This window comes from Pseudomonas sp. NPDC087342 (assembly GCF_044744265.1).
GTDB lineage: Bacteria > Pseudomonadota > Gammaproteobacteria > Pseudomonadales > Pseudomonadaceae > Aquipseudomonas > Aquipseudomonas nunensis.
Map to the genome: position 1 here is coordinate 241679 of NZ_JBIUXZ010000002.1, position 16149 is coordinate 257827.

At 57.8% G+C, this 16149-nt stretch carries 19 protein-coding genes, 1 tRNA gene and 1 pseudogene; 10 read left to right on the top strand and 11 right to left on the bottom strand.

The genetic code is table 11. The features are described 5' to 3' along the window. The first annotated feature begins 20 nt into the window (after positions 1 to 20). The 3 genes from ACIOYV_RS08995 (at position 21) to ACIOYV_RS09005 (ending at position 2156) form a co-directional block, all read left to right on the top strand. The gene (locus ACIOYV_RS08995; protein ID WP_401322990.1) at positions 21 to 713 is read left to right on the top strand and encodes a pseudouridine synthase; all 693 of its coding nucleotides are present in this window, start codon (positions 21 to 23) and stop codon (positions 711 to 713) included. A gap of 312 nt (positions 714 to 1025) precedes the next feature. Beyond that, entirely contained in the window at positions 1026 to 1910 is an 885-nt protein-coding gene (locus ACIOYV_RS09000; RefSeq protein WP_054046765.1) for an alpha/beta fold hydrolase, read from the top strand. Positions 1911 to 2082: 172 nt separating this feature from the next. Beyond that, positions 2083 to 2156, top strand: a tRNA-Gly gene (locus ACIOYV_RS09005). Between the two features lie 103 nt (positions 2157 to 2259). On the opposite strand, the gene ACIOYV_RS09010 is transcribed toward ACIOYV_RS09005, so the two are convergent. After that, the gene (locus tag ACIOYV_RS09010; RefSeq protein WP_401322993.1) at positions 2260 to 2718 is read right to left on the bottom strand and encodes a hypothetical protein; all 459 of its coding nucleotides are present in this window, start codon (positions 2716 to 2718) and stop codon (positions 2260 to 2262) included. A 499-nt stretch (positions 2719 to 3217) separates the two neighbouring features. Between ACIOYV_RS09010 and ACIOYV_RS09015 the strand changes: the two genes are divergently transcribed. The 3 genes and pseudogenes from ACIOYV_RS09015 to ACIOYV_RS09025 all read left to right on the top strand — a co-directional run bounded on the left by ACIOYV_RS09015 (position 3218) and on the right by ACIOYV_RS09025 (position 4901). Next, positions 3218 to 3481: a hypothetical protein gene (locus tag ACIOYV_RS09015; RefSeq protein WP_054615884.1), complete on the top strand. Its 264-nt coding sequence runs from the start codon at positions 3218 to 3220 to the stop codon at positions 3479 to 3481. A 70-nt stretch (positions 3482 to 3551) separates the two neighbouring features. Then, a pseudogene (locus tag ACIOYV_RS09020) lies at positions 3552 to 3824 on the top strand (type II toxin-antitoxin system HicB family antitoxin); the annotation flags it as partial. Between the two features lie 348 nt (positions 3825 to 4172). Continuing rightward, positions 4173 to 4901 (top strand): class I SAM-dependent methyltransferase, encoded by a 729-nt coding sequence (locus ACIOYV_RS09025; RefSeq protein WP_401322996.1) that lies wholly within the window; start codon positions 4173 to 4175, stop codon positions 4899 to 4901. 158 nt (positions 4902 to 5059) lie between these two features. On the opposite strand, the gene tam is transcribed toward ACIOYV_RS09025, so the two are convergent. Next, positions 5060 to 5830, bottom strand: coding sequence for a trans-aconitate 2-methyltransferase (gene tam, locus ACIOYV_RS09030; RefSeq protein ID WP_401322998.1), 771 nt, complete (start codon positions 5828 to 5830; stop codon positions 5060 to 5062). Positions 5831 to 6224: 394 nt separating this feature from the next. Between tam and ACIOYV_RS09035 the strand changes: the two genes are divergently transcribed. From ACIOYV_RS09035 to ACIOYV_RS09045, 3 genes are all read left to right on the top strand, one after another. After that, a complete protein-coding gene (locus ACIOYV_RS09035) occupies positions 6225 to 6728 on the top strand; it encodes an inclusion body family protein (protein ID WP_163908912.1) in 504 nt (167 codons plus the stop codon). A gap of 123 nt (positions 6729 to 6851) precedes the next feature. Then, positions 6852 to 7403 (top strand): AidA/PixA family protein, encoded by a 552-nt coding sequence (locus ACIOYV_RS09040; RefSeq protein WP_401323444.1) that lies wholly within the window; start codon positions 6852 to 6854, stop codon positions 7401 to 7403. Between the two features lie 185 nt (positions 7404 to 7588). Further along, positions 7589 to 7999 carry a low affinity iron permease family protein gene (locus tag ACIOYV_RS09045; protein WP_163908910.1) on the top strand — a complete coding sequence of 137 codons (411 nt, stop codon included), beginning with the start codon at positions 7589 to 7591 and terminating at the stop codon, positions 7997 to 7999. A 44-nt stretch (positions 8000 to 8043) separates the two neighbouring features. Here the strand turns inward: ACIOYV_RS09045 and ACIOYV_RS09050 are convergent, their stop codons facing one another. The 8 genes from ACIOYV_RS09050 to ACIOYV_RS09085 form a co-directional block, all read right to left on the bottom strand. Further along, positions 8044 to 8547, bottom strand: a complete 504-nt coding sequence (locus tag ACIOYV_RS09050) for a DUF4142 domain-containing protein (RefSeq protein WP_401323001.1) — start codon at positions 8545 to 8547, stop codon at positions 8044 to 8046. Positions 8548 to 8621: 74 nt separating this feature from the next. Further along, positions 8622 to 8780, bottom strand: a complete 159-nt coding sequence (locus tag ACIOYV_RS09055) for a KGG domain-containing protein (protein ID WP_082356627.1) — start codon at positions 8778 to 8780, stop codon at positions 8622 to 8624. Positions 8781 to 8896: 116 nt separating this feature from the next. Next, positions 8897 to 10246: a diguanylate cyclase domain-containing protein gene (locus ACIOYV_RS09060; RefSeq protein ID WP_401323004.1), complete on the bottom strand. Its 1350-nt coding sequence runs from the start codon at positions 10244 to 10246 to the stop codon at positions 8897 to 8899. Positions 10247 to 10348: 102 nt separating this feature from the next. Next, a complete protein-coding gene (locus ACIOYV_RS09065) occupies positions 10349 to 10987 on the bottom strand; it encodes a LysE family translocator (RefSeq protein ID WP_163908907.1) in 639 nt (212 codons plus the stop codon). 34 nt (positions 10988 to 11021) lie between these two features. Then, positions 11022 to 11462 carry a fosfomycin resistance glutathione transferase gene (fos, locus tag ACIOYV_RS09070; protein ID WP_401323008.1) on the bottom strand — a complete coding sequence of 147 codons (441 nt, stop codon included), beginning with the start codon at positions 11460 to 11462 and terminating at the stop codon, positions 11022 to 11024. Positions 11463 to 11468: 6 nt separating this feature from the next. Then, positions 11469 to 12197, bottom strand: coding sequence for a hypothetical protein (locus ACIOYV_RS09075; RefSeq protein WP_401323009.1), 729 nt, complete (start codon positions 12195 to 12197; stop codon positions 11469 to 11471). Positions 12198 to 12223: 26 nt separating this feature from the next. Next, positions 12224 to 12958, bottom strand: coding sequence for a hypothetical protein (locus ACIOYV_RS09080; protein ID WP_401323012.1), 735 nt, complete (start codon positions 12956 to 12958; stop codon positions 12224 to 12226). A gap of 256 nt (positions 12959 to 13214) precedes the next feature. Next, complete coding sequence (locus ACIOYV_RS09085) at positions 13215 to 14132, bottom strand: LysR substrate-binding domain-containing protein (RefSeq protein ID WP_401323015.1); 918 nt, start codon at positions 14130 to 14132, stop codon at positions 13215 to 13217. A 78-nt stretch (positions 14133 to 14210) separates the two neighbouring features. Here ACIOYV_RS09085 and ACIOYV_RS09090 point away from each other — a divergent pair, with 78 nt between their 5' ends. Further along, positions 14211 to 14699: a DMT family transporter gene (locus tag ACIOYV_RS09090; RefSeq protein WP_290027538.1), complete on the top strand. Its 489-nt coding sequence runs from the start codon at positions 14211 to 14213 to the stop codon at positions 14697 to 14699. 78 nt (positions 14700 to 14777) lie between these two features. Here ACIOYV_RS09090 and ACIOYV_RS09095 read toward each other — a convergent pair whose 3' ends face one another. Beyond that, a complete protein-coding gene (locus tag ACIOYV_RS09095; protein ID WP_401323017.1) occupies positions 14778 to 16109 on the bottom strand; it encodes an MFS transporter in 1332 nt (443 codons plus the stop codon). Positions 16110 to 16149 lie beyond the last annotated feature (40 nt).

A 16149-nucleotide genomic window follows, 5' to 3' on the forward strand; every position in this document is an offset into this window, starting at 1 on the left:
CTCCGTCCGATTTCTGACCGATGCGTGTAGACCGTTTCCTCAGCAACCTGCCGCGCTTCAACCGTAAGCAAGTTCGTCTGTTGCTGGTGGAAAAACGCGTGCGCATCGACGGAAAAGTCGTCAGCGATCCTCATACCGAAGTGCTCGAATTCAGTTGCGTCGAAGTCGACGACGAAGTGCTGCAAGTCGGCAAACCGGCGCGCTACTTCATGCTGAACAAGCCGCCCGGCTGCGTCAGCGCAACCCGCGATCCGCAACACCCGACCGTGCTCGACCTGATTCACGAACCGGACAAGGATGACCTGCACATCGCCGGGCGCCTCGACTTCAATACCACCGGCCTGATGATCATCACCAACGATGGCAGTTGGTCGCGACGCCTGACCCAACCGCAAACCAAACTGCCCAAGGTCTATTACGTCGAGACCGAACAAGACATCGGCCCGGAGTATGCAGTCACCTTCAACGAAGGGCTGTACTTCGCTTTCGAGGATCTCACCACGCAACCCGCCGAACTGGTGGTGCTCGGGGCAAAAGCGGCGCGGCTGAGCATCGTCGAGGGTCGTTATCACCAGGTGAAGCGCATGTTCGGCCATTTCGACAACAAGGTGCTGCGCTTGCACCGGGAAAGCATGGGCCCGCTGCTGCTCGATAACGCGCTAAAACCGGGCGAGTACCGCCCTTTGCGCACCGAAGAGATTCAATTGATCTAAGCAGGCGACCGCTCAGCAGAAGTTGTCGAACAATTTACGAATGACACTTGCGCGATGCCGTCGCCCCTGCTTGAATCAGGACGTCGGCCAGATTGTGACCGATGAGTCACAACATACTTCTAAGAAACTTTTTGCCGGTCAGGAGCCCTCAGGTTCCGCATTCCACCGGCAGACTGCCCGCCAATAACAATACCCGTCGACCTGCATTACCGGATCGACATGGGCCTCCAAATTCCAGGCGTATGCCTACCTGTCACAAAGCTCGTGCAATCTCATTTGCGCGCATACCCGCTTGCTCAGGAGTCTTATGACATGAGGCCAGAAATCGCTGTGCTGGATATACAGGGTCAGTATCGGGTTTACACGGAGTTCTATCGCGCAGACGCCGCAGAGAAGACCATTATTCTGGTCAACGGCTCGATGGCCACGACTGCGTCGTTTGCTCAGACCGTGAAAAACCTTCATCCGCAGTTCAATGTGGTGTGCTACGACCAGCCCTACGCGGGCAAGTCAAAAGCCCACAACCTGCACGAGAAATTGCTCACAAAGGAAGTCGAAGGACAGATCCTCCTTGAGCTGATCGACCACTTCGCCGCCGAACACGTGCTGTCGTTTTCCTGGGGTGGCGCCGCGACCCTGGTCGCCCTCGCCCAACGGCCACGGCGCATCGAAAAAGCCGTGATCAGCTCGTTCTCCCCGGAGATCAACGAGCACATGCGCGACTACCTGGAACGTGGCGTCGATTACCTCGGCAGCCGCGACGGCGACCGGGTCGGCAACCTGGTGAACAGCACCATCGGCAAACACCTGCCGTCGCTGTTCAAACGCTTCAACTATCGCCACGTCAGCAACCTGGCCGAACACGAATACGGGCAGATGCATTTCCACATCAGCGACCTGCTGCACAGTGATCGCCAGTGCTTCCTCAAGGCTGCCGAGAAAATCGACGTGCCGGTGCTGTTCATGAACGGCGAATGGGACGAATACACCGCCGCCGACGGCGCCCGGCTCTTCGCCAACCACGTGCAACACGCCACCTTCAGCACCCTGCAAGCCACCGGGCATTTTCTCGACATGGAGCACAAAGCCGCCTGCCGAGACAGCCAAAACGCACTGCTGGGCTTCCTGAAACCCGAGCAATACGCCAGCCGACCGCGTTACCACTACGTCCAGGACCACCATGCACTGGCAATCTGAAACAGAGTCATCGCGAGCAAGCCCACTCCCCAGCGCATCTGTAGGAGCAAGGCTTGCCCGCGAATGGCCATCACGCGGTCCATGCCTTCGTGTCACCCCGTGCTAAATGCAGCGCGCATAAAGAAAAACTTCAAATCCACGCGCACATCTGGTACAAAGTCAGCCGCTCTGAGCGGGTGTCGTATAATGGCATTACTCCAGCTTCCCAAGCTGATAACGAGGGTTCGATTCCCTTCACCCGCTCCAATCGAATTGTGGTCTCACGTTGAGGTTTTTTGACGGGGGATGTAGAGATAGAAAAAAACCGGTCTTGGTGGCCGGTTTTTTTGTGGGCGGGATTTGGGGAGCGTTACTCAGCAAACACCGAGATATTCGTTCCACCACCGTCTCGGGCAAACGCCTGGCATTCAATCGCCAGCCCTCTCTGTTCAACTGTTGCGATCTCTCCACTGTCCTTAATTGCCTGCTGACGGCATTGCTTCGAAAACTTAACGACGTCAGCCGCAGATCGCGACGAAACCAAACTGCCAATGCGACCGACCAACTCATAGAACTGCTGATCGGGATTTGGGCCGTCCCACAATACGTACACATTAGGCTTACCGAGCGCGCAATTGACGGACAGCGTGATATTCGGGCCATCTCGATATTCAGTATTTTGTTTATCGACTGCCTGTTTGATTTGAGTTAAGTGGCGCTCCTGCTTGAGTGCAGCAAGGATCGTTTCACAGGACTCGGCAAGGACTGCCGTGGAAAACATCAGCAGGACCACTACGAGGTAGATTTTTGGTCGAAATTCAATCTTCATAGTGGTACTCAATTGAATCCTGGATATGCATCATAACCGGGGCGGGGTGGGTGAAATGCTTAAGAGCTCTCCACGCCAGTCGATAGAATGCTTAGTTCTTTATATAACTGTGTGATTTTTTACTCACGATTCGCACCCTCCCCCCCTATTCAGCTACCTCTTTCTCAGTCGCTTTTTCGAAAAAGCAACGTCCTACACTACTCTAGGAATTGTCCGTAGACTTGCGGATTGCTGTGTCTTTGTCATGAGCTCTATAGTCGATCCGCGCCCAAATGGCGTATCGGGTTTGGCGACTCGATGACAACGACCCAGAGAGCTCCGAGATTTTTCAGAGCCTTCTGACCGCAATTTGCTGCGCTTTTTTTGGTGGCTGTGCGTGGGAGATCTTCGGGTCTGCCGGTTTTACCGTTGTCCGGTTCGCCAACCCGCGTACAGCTACCACCCTTTTGTTTGGCGACGATTGAGTGGTAGGTCTTTAACCTACAACCGGTAATCACTCATGAACGAATACATGGCTTTAACCAGCAACGCCGACGATCTACCTTCCCTGTTTGTCAACACGACACAACCGCTGCACTCCCTGCTCAGCACCGCCAGTTACAGAATCCGGGCCGTGACACAGCTTCTGGAAAACCTCGCAATGCGCGGTGACATTACGTCAGATTCGGTGGTCCTCAGCGATTTCGCATTGCTCTGCTGCGTGCCGTTGCGCGATGGTTGCGATGTGCTGGACGTGATTGCTCGACGCTTGGATGCGGAATAGTTCTGACGGTCAGATTGGGCGCCTTTTGCGGCGCCCTTTTTCGTTTCCGGGTCCAGTGAAGACAATGAATATGTTTTATCCAATTGCGATTTCTACGGGTGATGATGAACACGCCTGGGGTGTGGAAGTGCCGGATATTCCTGGCTGCTTTTCCGCAGGGGAAAATCTGGATGATGCGATTACCATGGCGCGTGAAGCCATTCAGGGTCATTTGGAAGTACTGGTTGAAGTCGGTTTGCCTATTCCGCCAGCAAAAACAGTTGCCCTATATACAGCTAATCCACAGTACGCGGGATGTGCCTGGGGAATGGTGAAGATCAACATGGCCAAGTACATCGGCGAAACATAGAAATACCGATGTGTAGCAGCTGGCGTAGCCTGCGTTCGGCTGCGCAGCAGTCGTAAAACCTGAATTCGCGGTCCTTCAGATACACCGCATCGCCTGATTTCACGACTGCTGCGCAGCCGAACGCAGGCTACGCCAGCTGCTACAGAGAGTGGGTTTGTCCTTGGTTACATATCCATAACGCACATCCCGTTTCGCCTCTGCGCCCAACCCGCTAGCATTCCCTCACCTGCAACCACCCTCCCCCTGCGCGGCCATCAACGAATACGCGCCACAACTCTTCGAGGGAAACCAATCGGCGGCAACTCGTGCCGCTCGTGACGAACTCAACAGAGCAATTCGGAAATGACGCAGAATATTTACGACGATCCGGAGTTTTTCCAGGGTTATAGCCAGATGGGCCGCTCCATTGGTGGCTTGGATGCCGCGCCTGAATGGCCGGCGCTTCAGTCCATGCTGCCGCCGATGAAAGGTTTGAAGGTGGTGGATCTGGGCTGTGGTTACGGTTGGTTCAGCCGTTGGGCGAGTGAGCAAGGCGCTCACAGCGTGCTCGGTCTTGATGTGTCGGAGAAGATGCTGGAGCAGGCGCGTAACACGACCTCCGCCGCCAACATCCGATATGCCCGAGCCGATCTGGAGCAACTTGATCTGCCCGCTGGCAACTTCGATCTGGCCTACAGCTCTCTAGCGCTGCACTACATCAAGGATCTGCCCGGCCTGTTCAAAAATATCCACGCAGCCTTGAAACCCGGTTCGCGTTTTGTGTTTTCCATCGAGCATCCAATCTTCATGGCGCCGCGTAATCCGGGCTGGTTGATCGATGGCGAAGGTCGCAAGCGTTGGCCGCTGGACAGTTATCAGCTGGAAGGCGAGCGGGTGACTCATTGGCTAGCTGAGGGTGTGATCAAGCAGCACCGCACGGTGGGGACTTTGTTGAATGCGTTGATTGCGGCGGGGTTCACGATTCAGCATGTGAATGAATGGGGGCCGACGGATGCACAGGTGACAGCGCAGCCGGCGTTGGCGGAGGAGCGTGAGCGGCCGATGATGATGTTGGTTGGCGTTGGGCGTTGATACTTAGTTAAACCGAACACTGATTACTCTGTGGCGAGGGGGCTTGCCCCCGTTGGGTTGCGAAGCGACCCCAAAATAGGGCCTGCTGTGCAGGCCAGCGGGGGCAAGCCCCCTCGCCACAAGATCAGTGCTCGCCGCATGCTTGATTCACTCAGCTTTCACCGCGTTGCGACGATGAACAACCGCGGAAATGGCAACAACACCGTCCCATCCTCAAGCGCCGGATAAGCCTGCTCAATCGCCGCCAGATACTGCTTCAGATACTCCGCTCGCTCGCCCTCATCCAGCGGATCAAGAAACGGCCGCAACCCACTTCCCTTGAACCACTCCACCACGCCCGAAGCCCCACCCGCCAGCGGATGATGGTAAGTCGTGCGCCACACATCGACCCGCTTGCAGTGCGGTCGCAGCATCGAGTAGTAAGCGCTGGCACTGGCCATCTCCGTGCGCTGCCCGGCAGCGTCCGCCAGTTTGCTGGCCCACGGACCATTGGCGGCGACTTCGCGCATTAAGCGATGGGAAGGTTCATTGAGGTTGTCGGGCATCTGGATCGCGAGGCTGCCGCCCTTGGTCAGTCGGGATGCCAGCGAAGGCAACAGTGCAGCGTGATCAGGCAACCACTGCAGCACCGCGTTGGCGAATATCACGTCGAACGGGCCGCTATCGTTCCAGGTTCCGATGTCAACGGTGTCGAACTGCACGTCAGGCAAGCGCTTGCGGGCGGCGTCGATCATGTCGGTCGAACTGTCTACGCCACGCACCAATGCATTGTCGAAACGCTCTACCAGCAACTCGGTGGAGTTGCCGGGGCCGCAGCCAATGTCGACGGCTGTGCGCGCGTCAACGGGCGGGATCGCTGCGAGCAGATCGCGGGCCGGGCGGGTGCGTTCATCTTCAAAAGCGACGTATTGTTTGGCGGACCAACTCATTGCGTTCTCCTGTCGAGGGATTGTCCAGGCCTGGGCCGACAATCGGTTCGCTACGATACCTCGACCCGCGTGCAAGCCCTATTCGACTTATGTAACACGGTGGATCTGAAGCGGGATTTTCTTATCGCCAAATCATCGGAAATCATAACCAAATCGACCGTTCGTCGAGCGAACCGCCAAGCAATTTTGACAGCCTATGTTTCGCATCTATAGTCCTAATCGCGGCCAGTCGGAAGGAACCCGACCTGTCAATTTGCACGCATGGAGCAAGGCCTGTTCAAGCCTCGTGCATGGTGGGTTCCGCCCGTAGTGTTTCAGCAACGGCCGTAAGGCAAGCAAGCGTTGTCATGCCTGGAAAGTTGCCGGGCAATCACTATGAACAAGGAGCTTTACTATGTCTCGAGTCACGGATGTGCTGGTCTCAATCGACACCGAAACCATTCTGAAAAACTACCCGAACATCAGCAAGAATCCCGCGTCGCCAACGATGATCGACGTCAATCATGTGTACATGGTGACTAACCGGGACAACGTGATCAATGGTCAGGCCGGTGGCGAACTCAACTTGAAAGCCCAGGTAGGCGACTTGATTCGCTGGCGTGAAACCAGCCTGTCGCAAAGCTTCGAGACGGCGGTGATTTTCTACAAATTCATCGGTAACGTCGGCAACGAACTGATCTCCACGCCCACACCACGCAAGGCTACGGCCTGCGTCGCCGTTCCTAACACCAGCAACCCATCCGTGCCGAGCTGCCAGAAAGTCGACAACCATTACTGGTCTTCGGAAACCCTGTCGAGTGGTAGCGTGACCTACCACTTCCATTTCCTGATCGTCGATCGCGACTGCAAAGTCGTCGGCTGCTGCTCGTGGGATCCGTTCATCACCATCCGCAACTGACGAAGGCTGGCCCCTTGGCGACAAGGGGCCTACCCCGTTCGTTGCCGTTTCGGCAGGAACAGGATGTCTAGCATGAACCGAAGCGGCTGCCGTCTTGTGCCAACATCATGAAAGGAATCCATGATGACTTCCGAACCGATCAAATCGCCTTCATCCAGTGTCGCTACGGCCAACAATGTGTTGCTGGTGGTTGATGCTGAGTCGCTGCTTGCAAAGTATCCAACCCCCAGCCTAGACGCGGAAAACCCGACGACTGTCAGCGATGAATTTATCTACATCGCCAGCGGGACTGATACCGTTAAAAATGACAGTAAATTGACATTTACCACCAGTAACGGAAAAACCTTCCATATTCGTGGCAGGACCGTGAGCCTGATCGCCGAACACAGCGTGGTTTTCTACGACATGACCGTGGGCGATTCCCAAGTGTTGTCGCCGCCAAAACTGCAAGTCAGCAGCGGCCTCACCGTCCCAGCCCCTGACCCGGAAAACCCGACCCAACCCGGCAGCCACCTGGCCGATGATCACTATTGGGAATGCACGCACCTGAACCCGGGCGTTGCAGCCTGCGAATTGAGTTTCATGCTGGTGAATCAAAGCTGCGAAGTGGTGGGGTATTTCAGTTGGGAGGTTGAGGTGACACTTTCTGCCGGAGAACCCAGTCTTAAAAGTTAATCGCACACCCTGTGGGAGCGGGCTTGCTCGCGAAGAGGCCATCCCATCCGGCATCCATGTGGGCTGACCCACCGCTTTCGCGAGCAAGCCCGCTCCCACAAGATCGCGGCGTCATCAGATCAATAGAATTTTCAGCAAGCCGTCGCTGTCTGAATTTCAGGCGCATCCCTATAAGGAACACGGCAATGAAATTCGCAAAGATCTCCCAGAAGCTTGCCTTGTGGGCCGGCAGTCCGACGACGTTTTTGATCGCGATCATTCTGATTGTTGTGTGGGGATTGACCGGGCCGATCTTCGGCTACAACGACACCTGGCAGCTGATCATCAACACCTCGACCACCATCATCACGTTCCTGATGGTGTTCCTGATCCAGAACACCCAGAACCGCGATACCGATATCTTGCACTTGAAGATCGATGAGTTGCTGCGGGTAACGAAAGACGCGCAGAACGCGATGCTGGGGCTGGAGGCGCTGGATTTGAAGCAGTTGGAAGAGTTGCGTAAGCAATATCGCAAGATCGGCGAAGGCGAAACGATTGCCATGGACGTCGCCCCGAGTGGCGACAAGCCGAAACCAAAGTTCGACCAATGCTGAGACGCCTGTCGCGGGTGACTTCGGTCACCCGCGCCGCGTAAGGGCTAGCGGCTGGCTTGCAGGGCCTTGGCCATCTGCAGGTGATTTTGCAGTTTGGGCAAGGTTTCTTCGGCAAACGCTTTGATTTCCGGAACGTCGGTGGTCTGCGCTTCTTGCTCGATCTGTGCGATGGCTTCCTGGGTGGTTTTCACCTGACTGGCCGCGTAGGCCTGGTCGAAGGTCGGGCCATCCTTCACTTCCGGGATCATCGTCTTGGACTTGTCGATCACTTCTTCCCGAGGCGCCACAGGCAACTCGAGCTTCTTGGCGATTTTAGCCAGGTGCTGGTTGGCGGTGGTCAGGTCGTTGATGACCACGACGGTGTAGTCCTTGACCTCTTTGGATTCGGTTTTCTGGTGTGCCAGGCGACTGGCTTCGATGTCGGCCATGCCTTTGGCGGAGGCATCGTTAATGAAGTCGGCAGGCGACTGGGCAAAGGCGCTGCTGGCAAACAGGCCCAGCAACGTGACAAAACTGGCATTGCGTAAACGGGTGGCCATCCGGCTCATGGTCGCGCCCTCCTCGAAATAAAATTCAAACGGGAGCTTGCGCCCCCGTCTCTCAATCAAAACTACTTACGCCACTACCGAGATTTCTGACCACCTTTGCGGCCCATGTCGGTTTTCGCAGGGTCTTTCTCGACAGTCGTAGTGGTAGTTTTCCCACCTTTGCGACCGGCTTCAGACGCCTTCGTTCGATCGTTGGCGAAGTTTCCCGAGTTAGAGTTTCTTGAAGTAGGCATGATTCTCATCCTCTTGGTGTTGATCGCGGCGAGCAAACGTCCGCATAGGATCAGAATTCTCATCCGGCCAAAGGTTTAGAAAAACTGCGGATGCTGCGACGAACGGCAGCGAACGTTCAGACTTCAAGCGGCCGATTGCGCAGGCGTTTGACGGCGTACATCGCCTCGTCGGCGTGGCGGAACAATTGCTTTTCCTCCAGGCCATGCTCAGGGTAAAGCGCGGCACCGATGCTCGGTTCGATGTTCAGGCTGTGACCATCCAGGCGCAGCGGTTGCCCCAGGACTTGACGGATTTTTACGGCGACGCTTTCGGCATCTTCTGCGGCATGAATGCTGTGCAGCAGCACCACGAACTCATCGCCACCGATGCGCGCCACCGTGTCGGTGTCCCGCACACAACCTTTGATTCGATTGGCCACCGCTTGTAGCAGCATGTCGCCGACCGCATGGCCGTGGGTGTCGTTGACCTGTTTAAAGCGGTCGAGATCGACATACAGCAACGCCATTCGTCCGCCTTCGGAACGCGCCAGCGCTAGTGACGCCTTGAGCCGATCACGCAATAACTCGCGGTTGGGCAACTGGGTGAGTTGATCGTACTGGGCCATGCGCTGCAGCCGCGCGTGCAATTGTTTGCGCTCGATGGCGGTCGCCACTTGGGCGCAGACGAATTGCAGCAGTTCTTTGTCCTGCTCGGTGTAGCGTTCACCGCCCGCCTCGCTTTTGACGATCAGCGCGCCGATGGTGCCGTTTTGCGAGTTCAGCGGCACGCCGAGCCAGCAGGGTGAATCCTGCCCCGCCACCAGCACTTCGAAGCCCTCGGGCAGTTCGCTCTGGTCCGGGGTCAGCAGGATCGGCTGGCCGCTGCGGATGACCTCGGCGCACAAACGTCCGGTGACTGTGCCGGGCAGTTCGGGCTGATGCTCGCGATCATCGACGTGATAGGGGAAGTTCAGCTGCGCGCAGTGCTCGTCGTACAGCGCGACGGAAAAATTCAGCGCCGGCAGCCATTCGCCGATGATCGTGTGGATGCGTTTGAACAGCGCCAGCAAGTCTTCCGCCGCGTGGGCCGCTTCGGAAATCGCATACAGCGCCGCTTGTCGCGACTCGGCCTGCTTGCGCTCGGTGATGTCCCGGGCGACGGCGATGCGCAGTTGATCGACTTCCGACCAGCGCGCCGACCAGAGGATGTGCACCACCCCACCGTCCTTGCGCAGGTAGCGGTTTTCGAAGTTGAGCTTGGGTTCGCCGCCCATGATTTCCCGCGCGGCGTCGAGGGTGCGCTGGCGGTCGCCGGGGTGCACCATGTCGATCATCGGCTGGCCGATCAATTCGTCCGGGGTGTAGCCGAAAATACGCTCGCAGGCCGCACTGACAAATACAAAGCGACCCTGTTTATCCACCGCACAAACGGCGTCCAACAACAGGTCGATGTAGCTCGCCAAAGGCGCGGAATTTCGGGTTGCCATGGTGCAGGGCGCGTGTCCGGACAATGCAGCGATAAAAAACCGTCCCTGACCGGTCAACGCCTGAGCGCTGACTGTGCGACTGACGCCTCCCTGCGTTCAGTCTCAAGCCTTGTTTGTCACCAACCCCGGCAGCGCATGCGCCAGGGCGTTGATGGCGAAACCGATGAACATCACCCCGCACAACCGCGTGATCAACAACTCATGACGTTGATACACGGTGCGCACTCGCCGCGCACCGACAATGCCTATGAGAATAGCGTACGCCAGCAATCCGCCCACGAAGCTCAGGGCAATCAGCCACGGCAACATCGACCAATGCAGCAATTCGGCGCGGCTGGACAGCAGCGCGGTAAATGTCGCCACCGCCACCGGGTAGGCTTTCGGGTTGGTCAGACCGAACAGAATGCCGTGCCAGAACGGCTGCCGCGCCGGCCCTTGCGGCGTATCGGCGCTGCTGCGGCGAGCTCGAATCGCGCGCAGGCCGAGCCAGAACAGATACAGCCCGCTGAGCACGCCCAGCACATCAAACGCCGTGCTGCCGATTTCCCGGGCGCCGACAATCGCGATCAACGCCGTGCTGCACCAGACCACGTCCCCGAGCAAATGCCCGCACAAGAACCCCGCACCCGCCCGTCGACCGCGCGCCGCGCCAATTCCGAATACCGCCAGCACGCCCGGGCCGGGGGTAATGCCGTAGATGAAGCCGGAGGCGAGAACGGCCATTAGCAGCGATGGGGTCATGGGAAAGTCCTGTTTGTGGCGATTGCTCGCAAGTCTATCGCAGGTCCTGGGGTTCAACTGACTGATCGTCGAAGAACTTCATTCCTGCGTAGGGCTTTTGCCGACAGGCGTTTAACCGAGAGGCCAGATCACCGACATGGACTTCGAGCTTGTGGCCATCCGGGTCGAGGAAGTAGAACGACGCGCCTTCGCTGCGGTTGTCGCGCCATTCCTTCACGCTGGCAGATCGCAGGCGTTCGACAAATGGCAGGAAATCCGCAGCGCTGAGGGTGAAGGCGTAATGGGTGTAGTCGGCGGCGGGTTCTGCGTTGCGCAGTGGGTCGAGGGACAGGCACAACCACAGGCCCGGTAGCGAGAGGTAGGCGCCGGTGTCCCAGGTTGCGTCTAGGCGCAGTTGCAGCAGGTTTTGATAGAACGCCACGCTGCGGTTCAGGTCTGTGACGGCGAGGGTCAGGTGGTTGAGGCCGGTGAGCATGGGCAATTAACCTTTGAGCGCTTCTGGCACGACGTATTGCTTACCGTCGTAGGTCAGGGTGACCCGAGAGGGTTTCAACTTTTTGGACTTGCTTTCGCACTTTTCGCCGACGACGAAGTTTTTGGTTTCCGTCACCGTGGAACTGACCACCAGATCAGCAAAGCCGTTATGCATTGTTTTGCCAATATCGACGGTTCTTTGAGTTCGATCGCCCTGCCCCGCGCAGTTGCCGTCCCATTCACCCCGGCCCATAGCAATAACCAGCCCTTCCAGCACAGGGCGCAATGCGTCGCCATCCTTGAGATACAGGGCCAGTTCGGTTTTGTGGTACGGACTTACGCTTGAGCCGTGTTCAAACTTCGATCGAATACCAAATGCGCGATCATCCGGCGTCAGTTTGTACCGCGCCGTATCAATGGCCAGCCCTTCGTAAGCCACGGCATCCGAATAATAGGCGTCTTTCTTGCGATAAGTGGCCAGGGGTTTCGAGCTTGCCGAATGAATAACCGATAATTCCAGATCGACGTTTCCGCCATCATTGTTGCCGTCTGCGGAATCCGGCTTGTATATCGATGTGGCGACGATGGTCTGGTCATCGTACGCCGGCCAGACTTTGCAAATAGTGAACGATAGCGTGCTGAAGGGGGGGTCTTCGCAACTGGCTTGTGCCTGACTGGCAGCAGTCATCAAGCCGAGTATGGCGAGTGAGTTCAGCAGTTTCTTTGTGGTCATCATGTTCTTCCCTGATCGATACGCCGTCGTTAGACGCCTTTGAAGTCGCCTGGCAGCACGTAGTTTTTGCCGTCATAGCGAAGTGTGGTCACGACAGGTTTGCTGGTAGTCGATTTGACGTCACAGGCCTCACCTTCTCCTTCCCCAACCATGCCGGTCGTTACCGACTTGACGATCAAATCCGCGTAGCCATGGGAGCTGGTTTTACCGATTTCGATGGTTCGAACAGTGTTTGATCGTTCACCGGCGCAGCGGGTATCCCATTCGCCGCCGTATGCATACACAACCAGGCGTTCCAATACCGGACGCAGTTTGTTGCCTTCTTTTACATAGAGCGACAGCCAGGATTCGTCCATAGGATTGGCGCTGGATGATCCTTTGAACCTGACTCGCACACCAAAGGCCCGCAGCTCAGGCGTGAGCTTGTAGCGCGCGGTATCGAGTTCCAGGTCTTCAAAAACTATGGCATCCGACTCAAAAGCATCTGACTTGTGATACGTCGCCAACGGCTTCGACTCACCCGCCGAGACAACGGCCAGATCGAGATCATATTTCCCCTCAGGCCCGGAGCCGCTTGCCGAAAATCCCGATTCAAACTGCGACATCGCCGTAATCGACAGCCCCGGATATGCCGGCCAGTCTTTGCACGTCGAATGACCGAAATCGCCATACAACGTTGGTTTCTCACACTCAGCAAACGCCTGCGTCGTCATCACCAAACCGCACAGCGCCGCACACCCCATCAACCCAGACTTCAATGTCATTCCCTGTTCCTTGTGTGTATCAATAAATATCAGACGAATTCAGCCGCGCACTATCCTCGGCAAGAAGCGTCCGTTCAACCAATTGTTACGACCGTAACGCCCCCTGTAGCAGCTGGCGAAGCCTGCGTTCGGCTGCGTAGCAGTCGTAAAACCTGATCGCGCGGTCTTCCTGAAACACCGCGCTGACTGATTTCACGACTGCTGCGCAGCCGAACGCAGGCTTCGCCAGCTGCTACAGGGTGTGTATTTCCTGAAATTAATCAGCGACTGGTTTTATTCCCTGCTCAATCCGCCCATTCAACCAATTCAACGCCTGATCCCCACCCCGCCGCTTATGCCAGACCAACACAAAACTAAACGACGGGATATGAAACGGCGGCGCAACGACAATCAGCGACTCCTCATCAATCCCGCGCAACCCACGGGAAGCCACGGTCAGGATCAAATCTGTCCCGCTGATAAATTCCGGCGCCACGCTCCAGTGCGGCAGGCTGATGGCTACGCGGCGGCGCTCTCTTAACGCAGTCAATGCCCGTTCGATTTCCGGGGTGCCGCTGCCGCGCATTTCCAGCAGGACGTGGGGGCGGGAAAGGTAGGTTGGGAGGTCTAGCGTGCCGTCGGCGGGCAGGCTGTGGCGGTCGACGAGGCAGGCGTAGTGCTCGTCGAACAGCGGCGTGCTGCGCAATTCGTTGGGCAGTTCGGGAAACACGCCCGCCGCCACGTCGATGTCACCGTTGAGCACGCCATCGAGCATGCCTTCGCGGCTGGCGTGGCTGATTTGCAGGTCGATGCCCGGTGCTTCCCGGCGCAGTGTGCGGATCAGGCCCGGCAGGACGATGGCGGCGCCGTAGTCGGACATCGCGAGGCGAAAAGTGCGCTTGGCGGTTGCCGGATCGAAGGTGTTGGGCGCCAGCAGCGATTGCACCTGGGCCAGGGCTTCGGCCAGTGGCGCGATCAGCTCCAGCGCTCTCGGGGTTGGTACCAGACTGGCACCCGCGCGCACCAGCAACGGATCGCCGAGCAGGTCGCGCAAACGTCCCAACGCATGGCTGACCGCCGGCTGACTCAGGTGCAGCCGCTCGGCGGCGCGGGTTACGTGCTGTTCGCTGAGCAAGGCGTCGAGGATGACCAGCAGGTTCAAATCGATACGCCGAAGATCATTCATCTGATGCATGTTCCGGATAGCAAAACGGAATTTAAATCTGCGCGACGAATACTCTACAGTCCAGCAAAACCTGTTGGAGACATGATCATGAGTACGTTGCAGTGGGCCGGTCTGTTGTTGCTGGCGGTGATTGCCGGGGCGGTGGTGCCGTTTCAGAGTGCGATCAACGCCAATCTGAGTCGCGGCCTCGGGCATCCGCTATGGGCGACACTGGCTTCGTTGCTGGTGAGTTTGCTGGTGCTGTTGCCGATCATCCTCGCCCTGCGTTTGCCGCTACCCTCGGTGGGTTTTATCAGCAAGGCGCCGCTGTGGATGTGGGCGGGTGGCGTATTCGGGGTGTGCTTTGTGGCGCTGGCGGTGATGTTGCTGCCGAAACTCGGTGCGTCGGGCTTTGTGGTGCTGGCGCTGGCCGGGCAAGTGATTGCCTCGATGGTGCTCGACCATTTCGGGTTGTTCGGGTTGCTGGAGCGGCAGTTGACCTTGCCTCGGGTGTTTGGCGCGGTGTTGCTGGTGGCGGGGGTGGTGTTGATTCAGTTCAGTGATTCACCTGCGAAAGCGGTGATTGCGGCCTCTTAAAAAACAAAAGATCGCAGCCTCCGGCAGCGCCTACGGGGATGCGTGGTCCCTGTAGGAGCTACCGAAGGCTGCAATCTTTTAAAACTTGTCGAGCGTGCGCAGTTTTTGCGGCAACCCCCACAACAGCAGCGCAGCAGCAATCAGCGCGGCGACACCGATGACGTACAGCGCCGGGGTGGTGCTGCCGGTCAGGTCTTTAATCCGCCCTACCATCACCGGGCTGACGATGCCGCCAAACTGCCCGAGGGTGTTGATCACCGCGATCCCGCCCGCCGCACCGGCACCCGCACCGGCCAACAGTTTTGGCGGCAGGGTCCAGAAGCTCGGGATGCAGGCAATGATCCCGGCACCGAGCAAGCCCAGCGCGACAATCAGGAAGGTCGTGTGGTTGGCGAAGATCCCGGCGCAGAAGAATCCGACCGCGCCCAGCGTCACCAGGCCGGCGACAAACTTGCGCCGCTCACCGGTCGAGTCCGACAATCGCCCGATCACCACCATGCTGATCGCGCCGCAGATATAAGGGATCGCCGTCAGCAAACCGATCATCACCGGGCTTTCTGTACCGGCGCTGCGGATCAATTGCGGGGCCCAGAAATTCAAGCCGTAGGACGCGACCTGGATCAGGAAGTAGATCAGCCCCAAGGTCAGGAACCCCGGAATCCGCAATGCCGCGAGCAATGAACCGCCGCCCTTGTGTGGCTCATGGTGAGCAATGCGACTGGCCAGCAACGTCTTCTCCAAAGGCGTCAGCCAATGCGCGTCTTCAATGCGGTCCTTGAGCAACTTCAGTACCAGGAAACCGAGCAGGATGCAGGGCACGCCGCCGAGCAGGAACAGCCAGTGCCAGCCGCGCATGTCCATCACGCCATCAAGGTGTTGCAGCACCAGACCGGAGAACGGAGCGCCGACCAGCCCGGCAAACGCCGAGGACAGAAACAGCATCGAAGTAATGCGCCCGCGATAGTGCTGCGGGAACCACAGCGTCAGGTAATACAGGACGCCTGGCGCAAAACCGGCCTCCATCGCGCCGATCACAAAGCGCAGCGCGTAGAACTGCCATTCGCTGTTGACGAAGACCATGGCGGCGGTGGCAACGCCCCAGGACATCATGATCCGGGCGATCCAGCGCCGGGCGCCGACCTTGTACAGCATCATGTTGCTCGGCACTTCGAACAGCACGTAACCGACGACGAACAGGCCGGCGCCGAGACCGTAGGCGGTGTCACTCAGGCTCAGGTCGGTCTGTAGCTGGAACTTGGCGAAGCTGATGTTGATGCGGTCGAAAAACGCGAACAGGTAGCAGACCATGATCAGCGGCATCAGGCGCCAGGCCACTTTGCTGACCAGGGCTTTTTCGACGTCGTGGCTAACGGACGGGCTCGCGCCCGCCTCCAGTACATTGAGGCTCATGTGGGTTTCTCCAGGCGGACTTCCCGTGGGTGTCCGATTG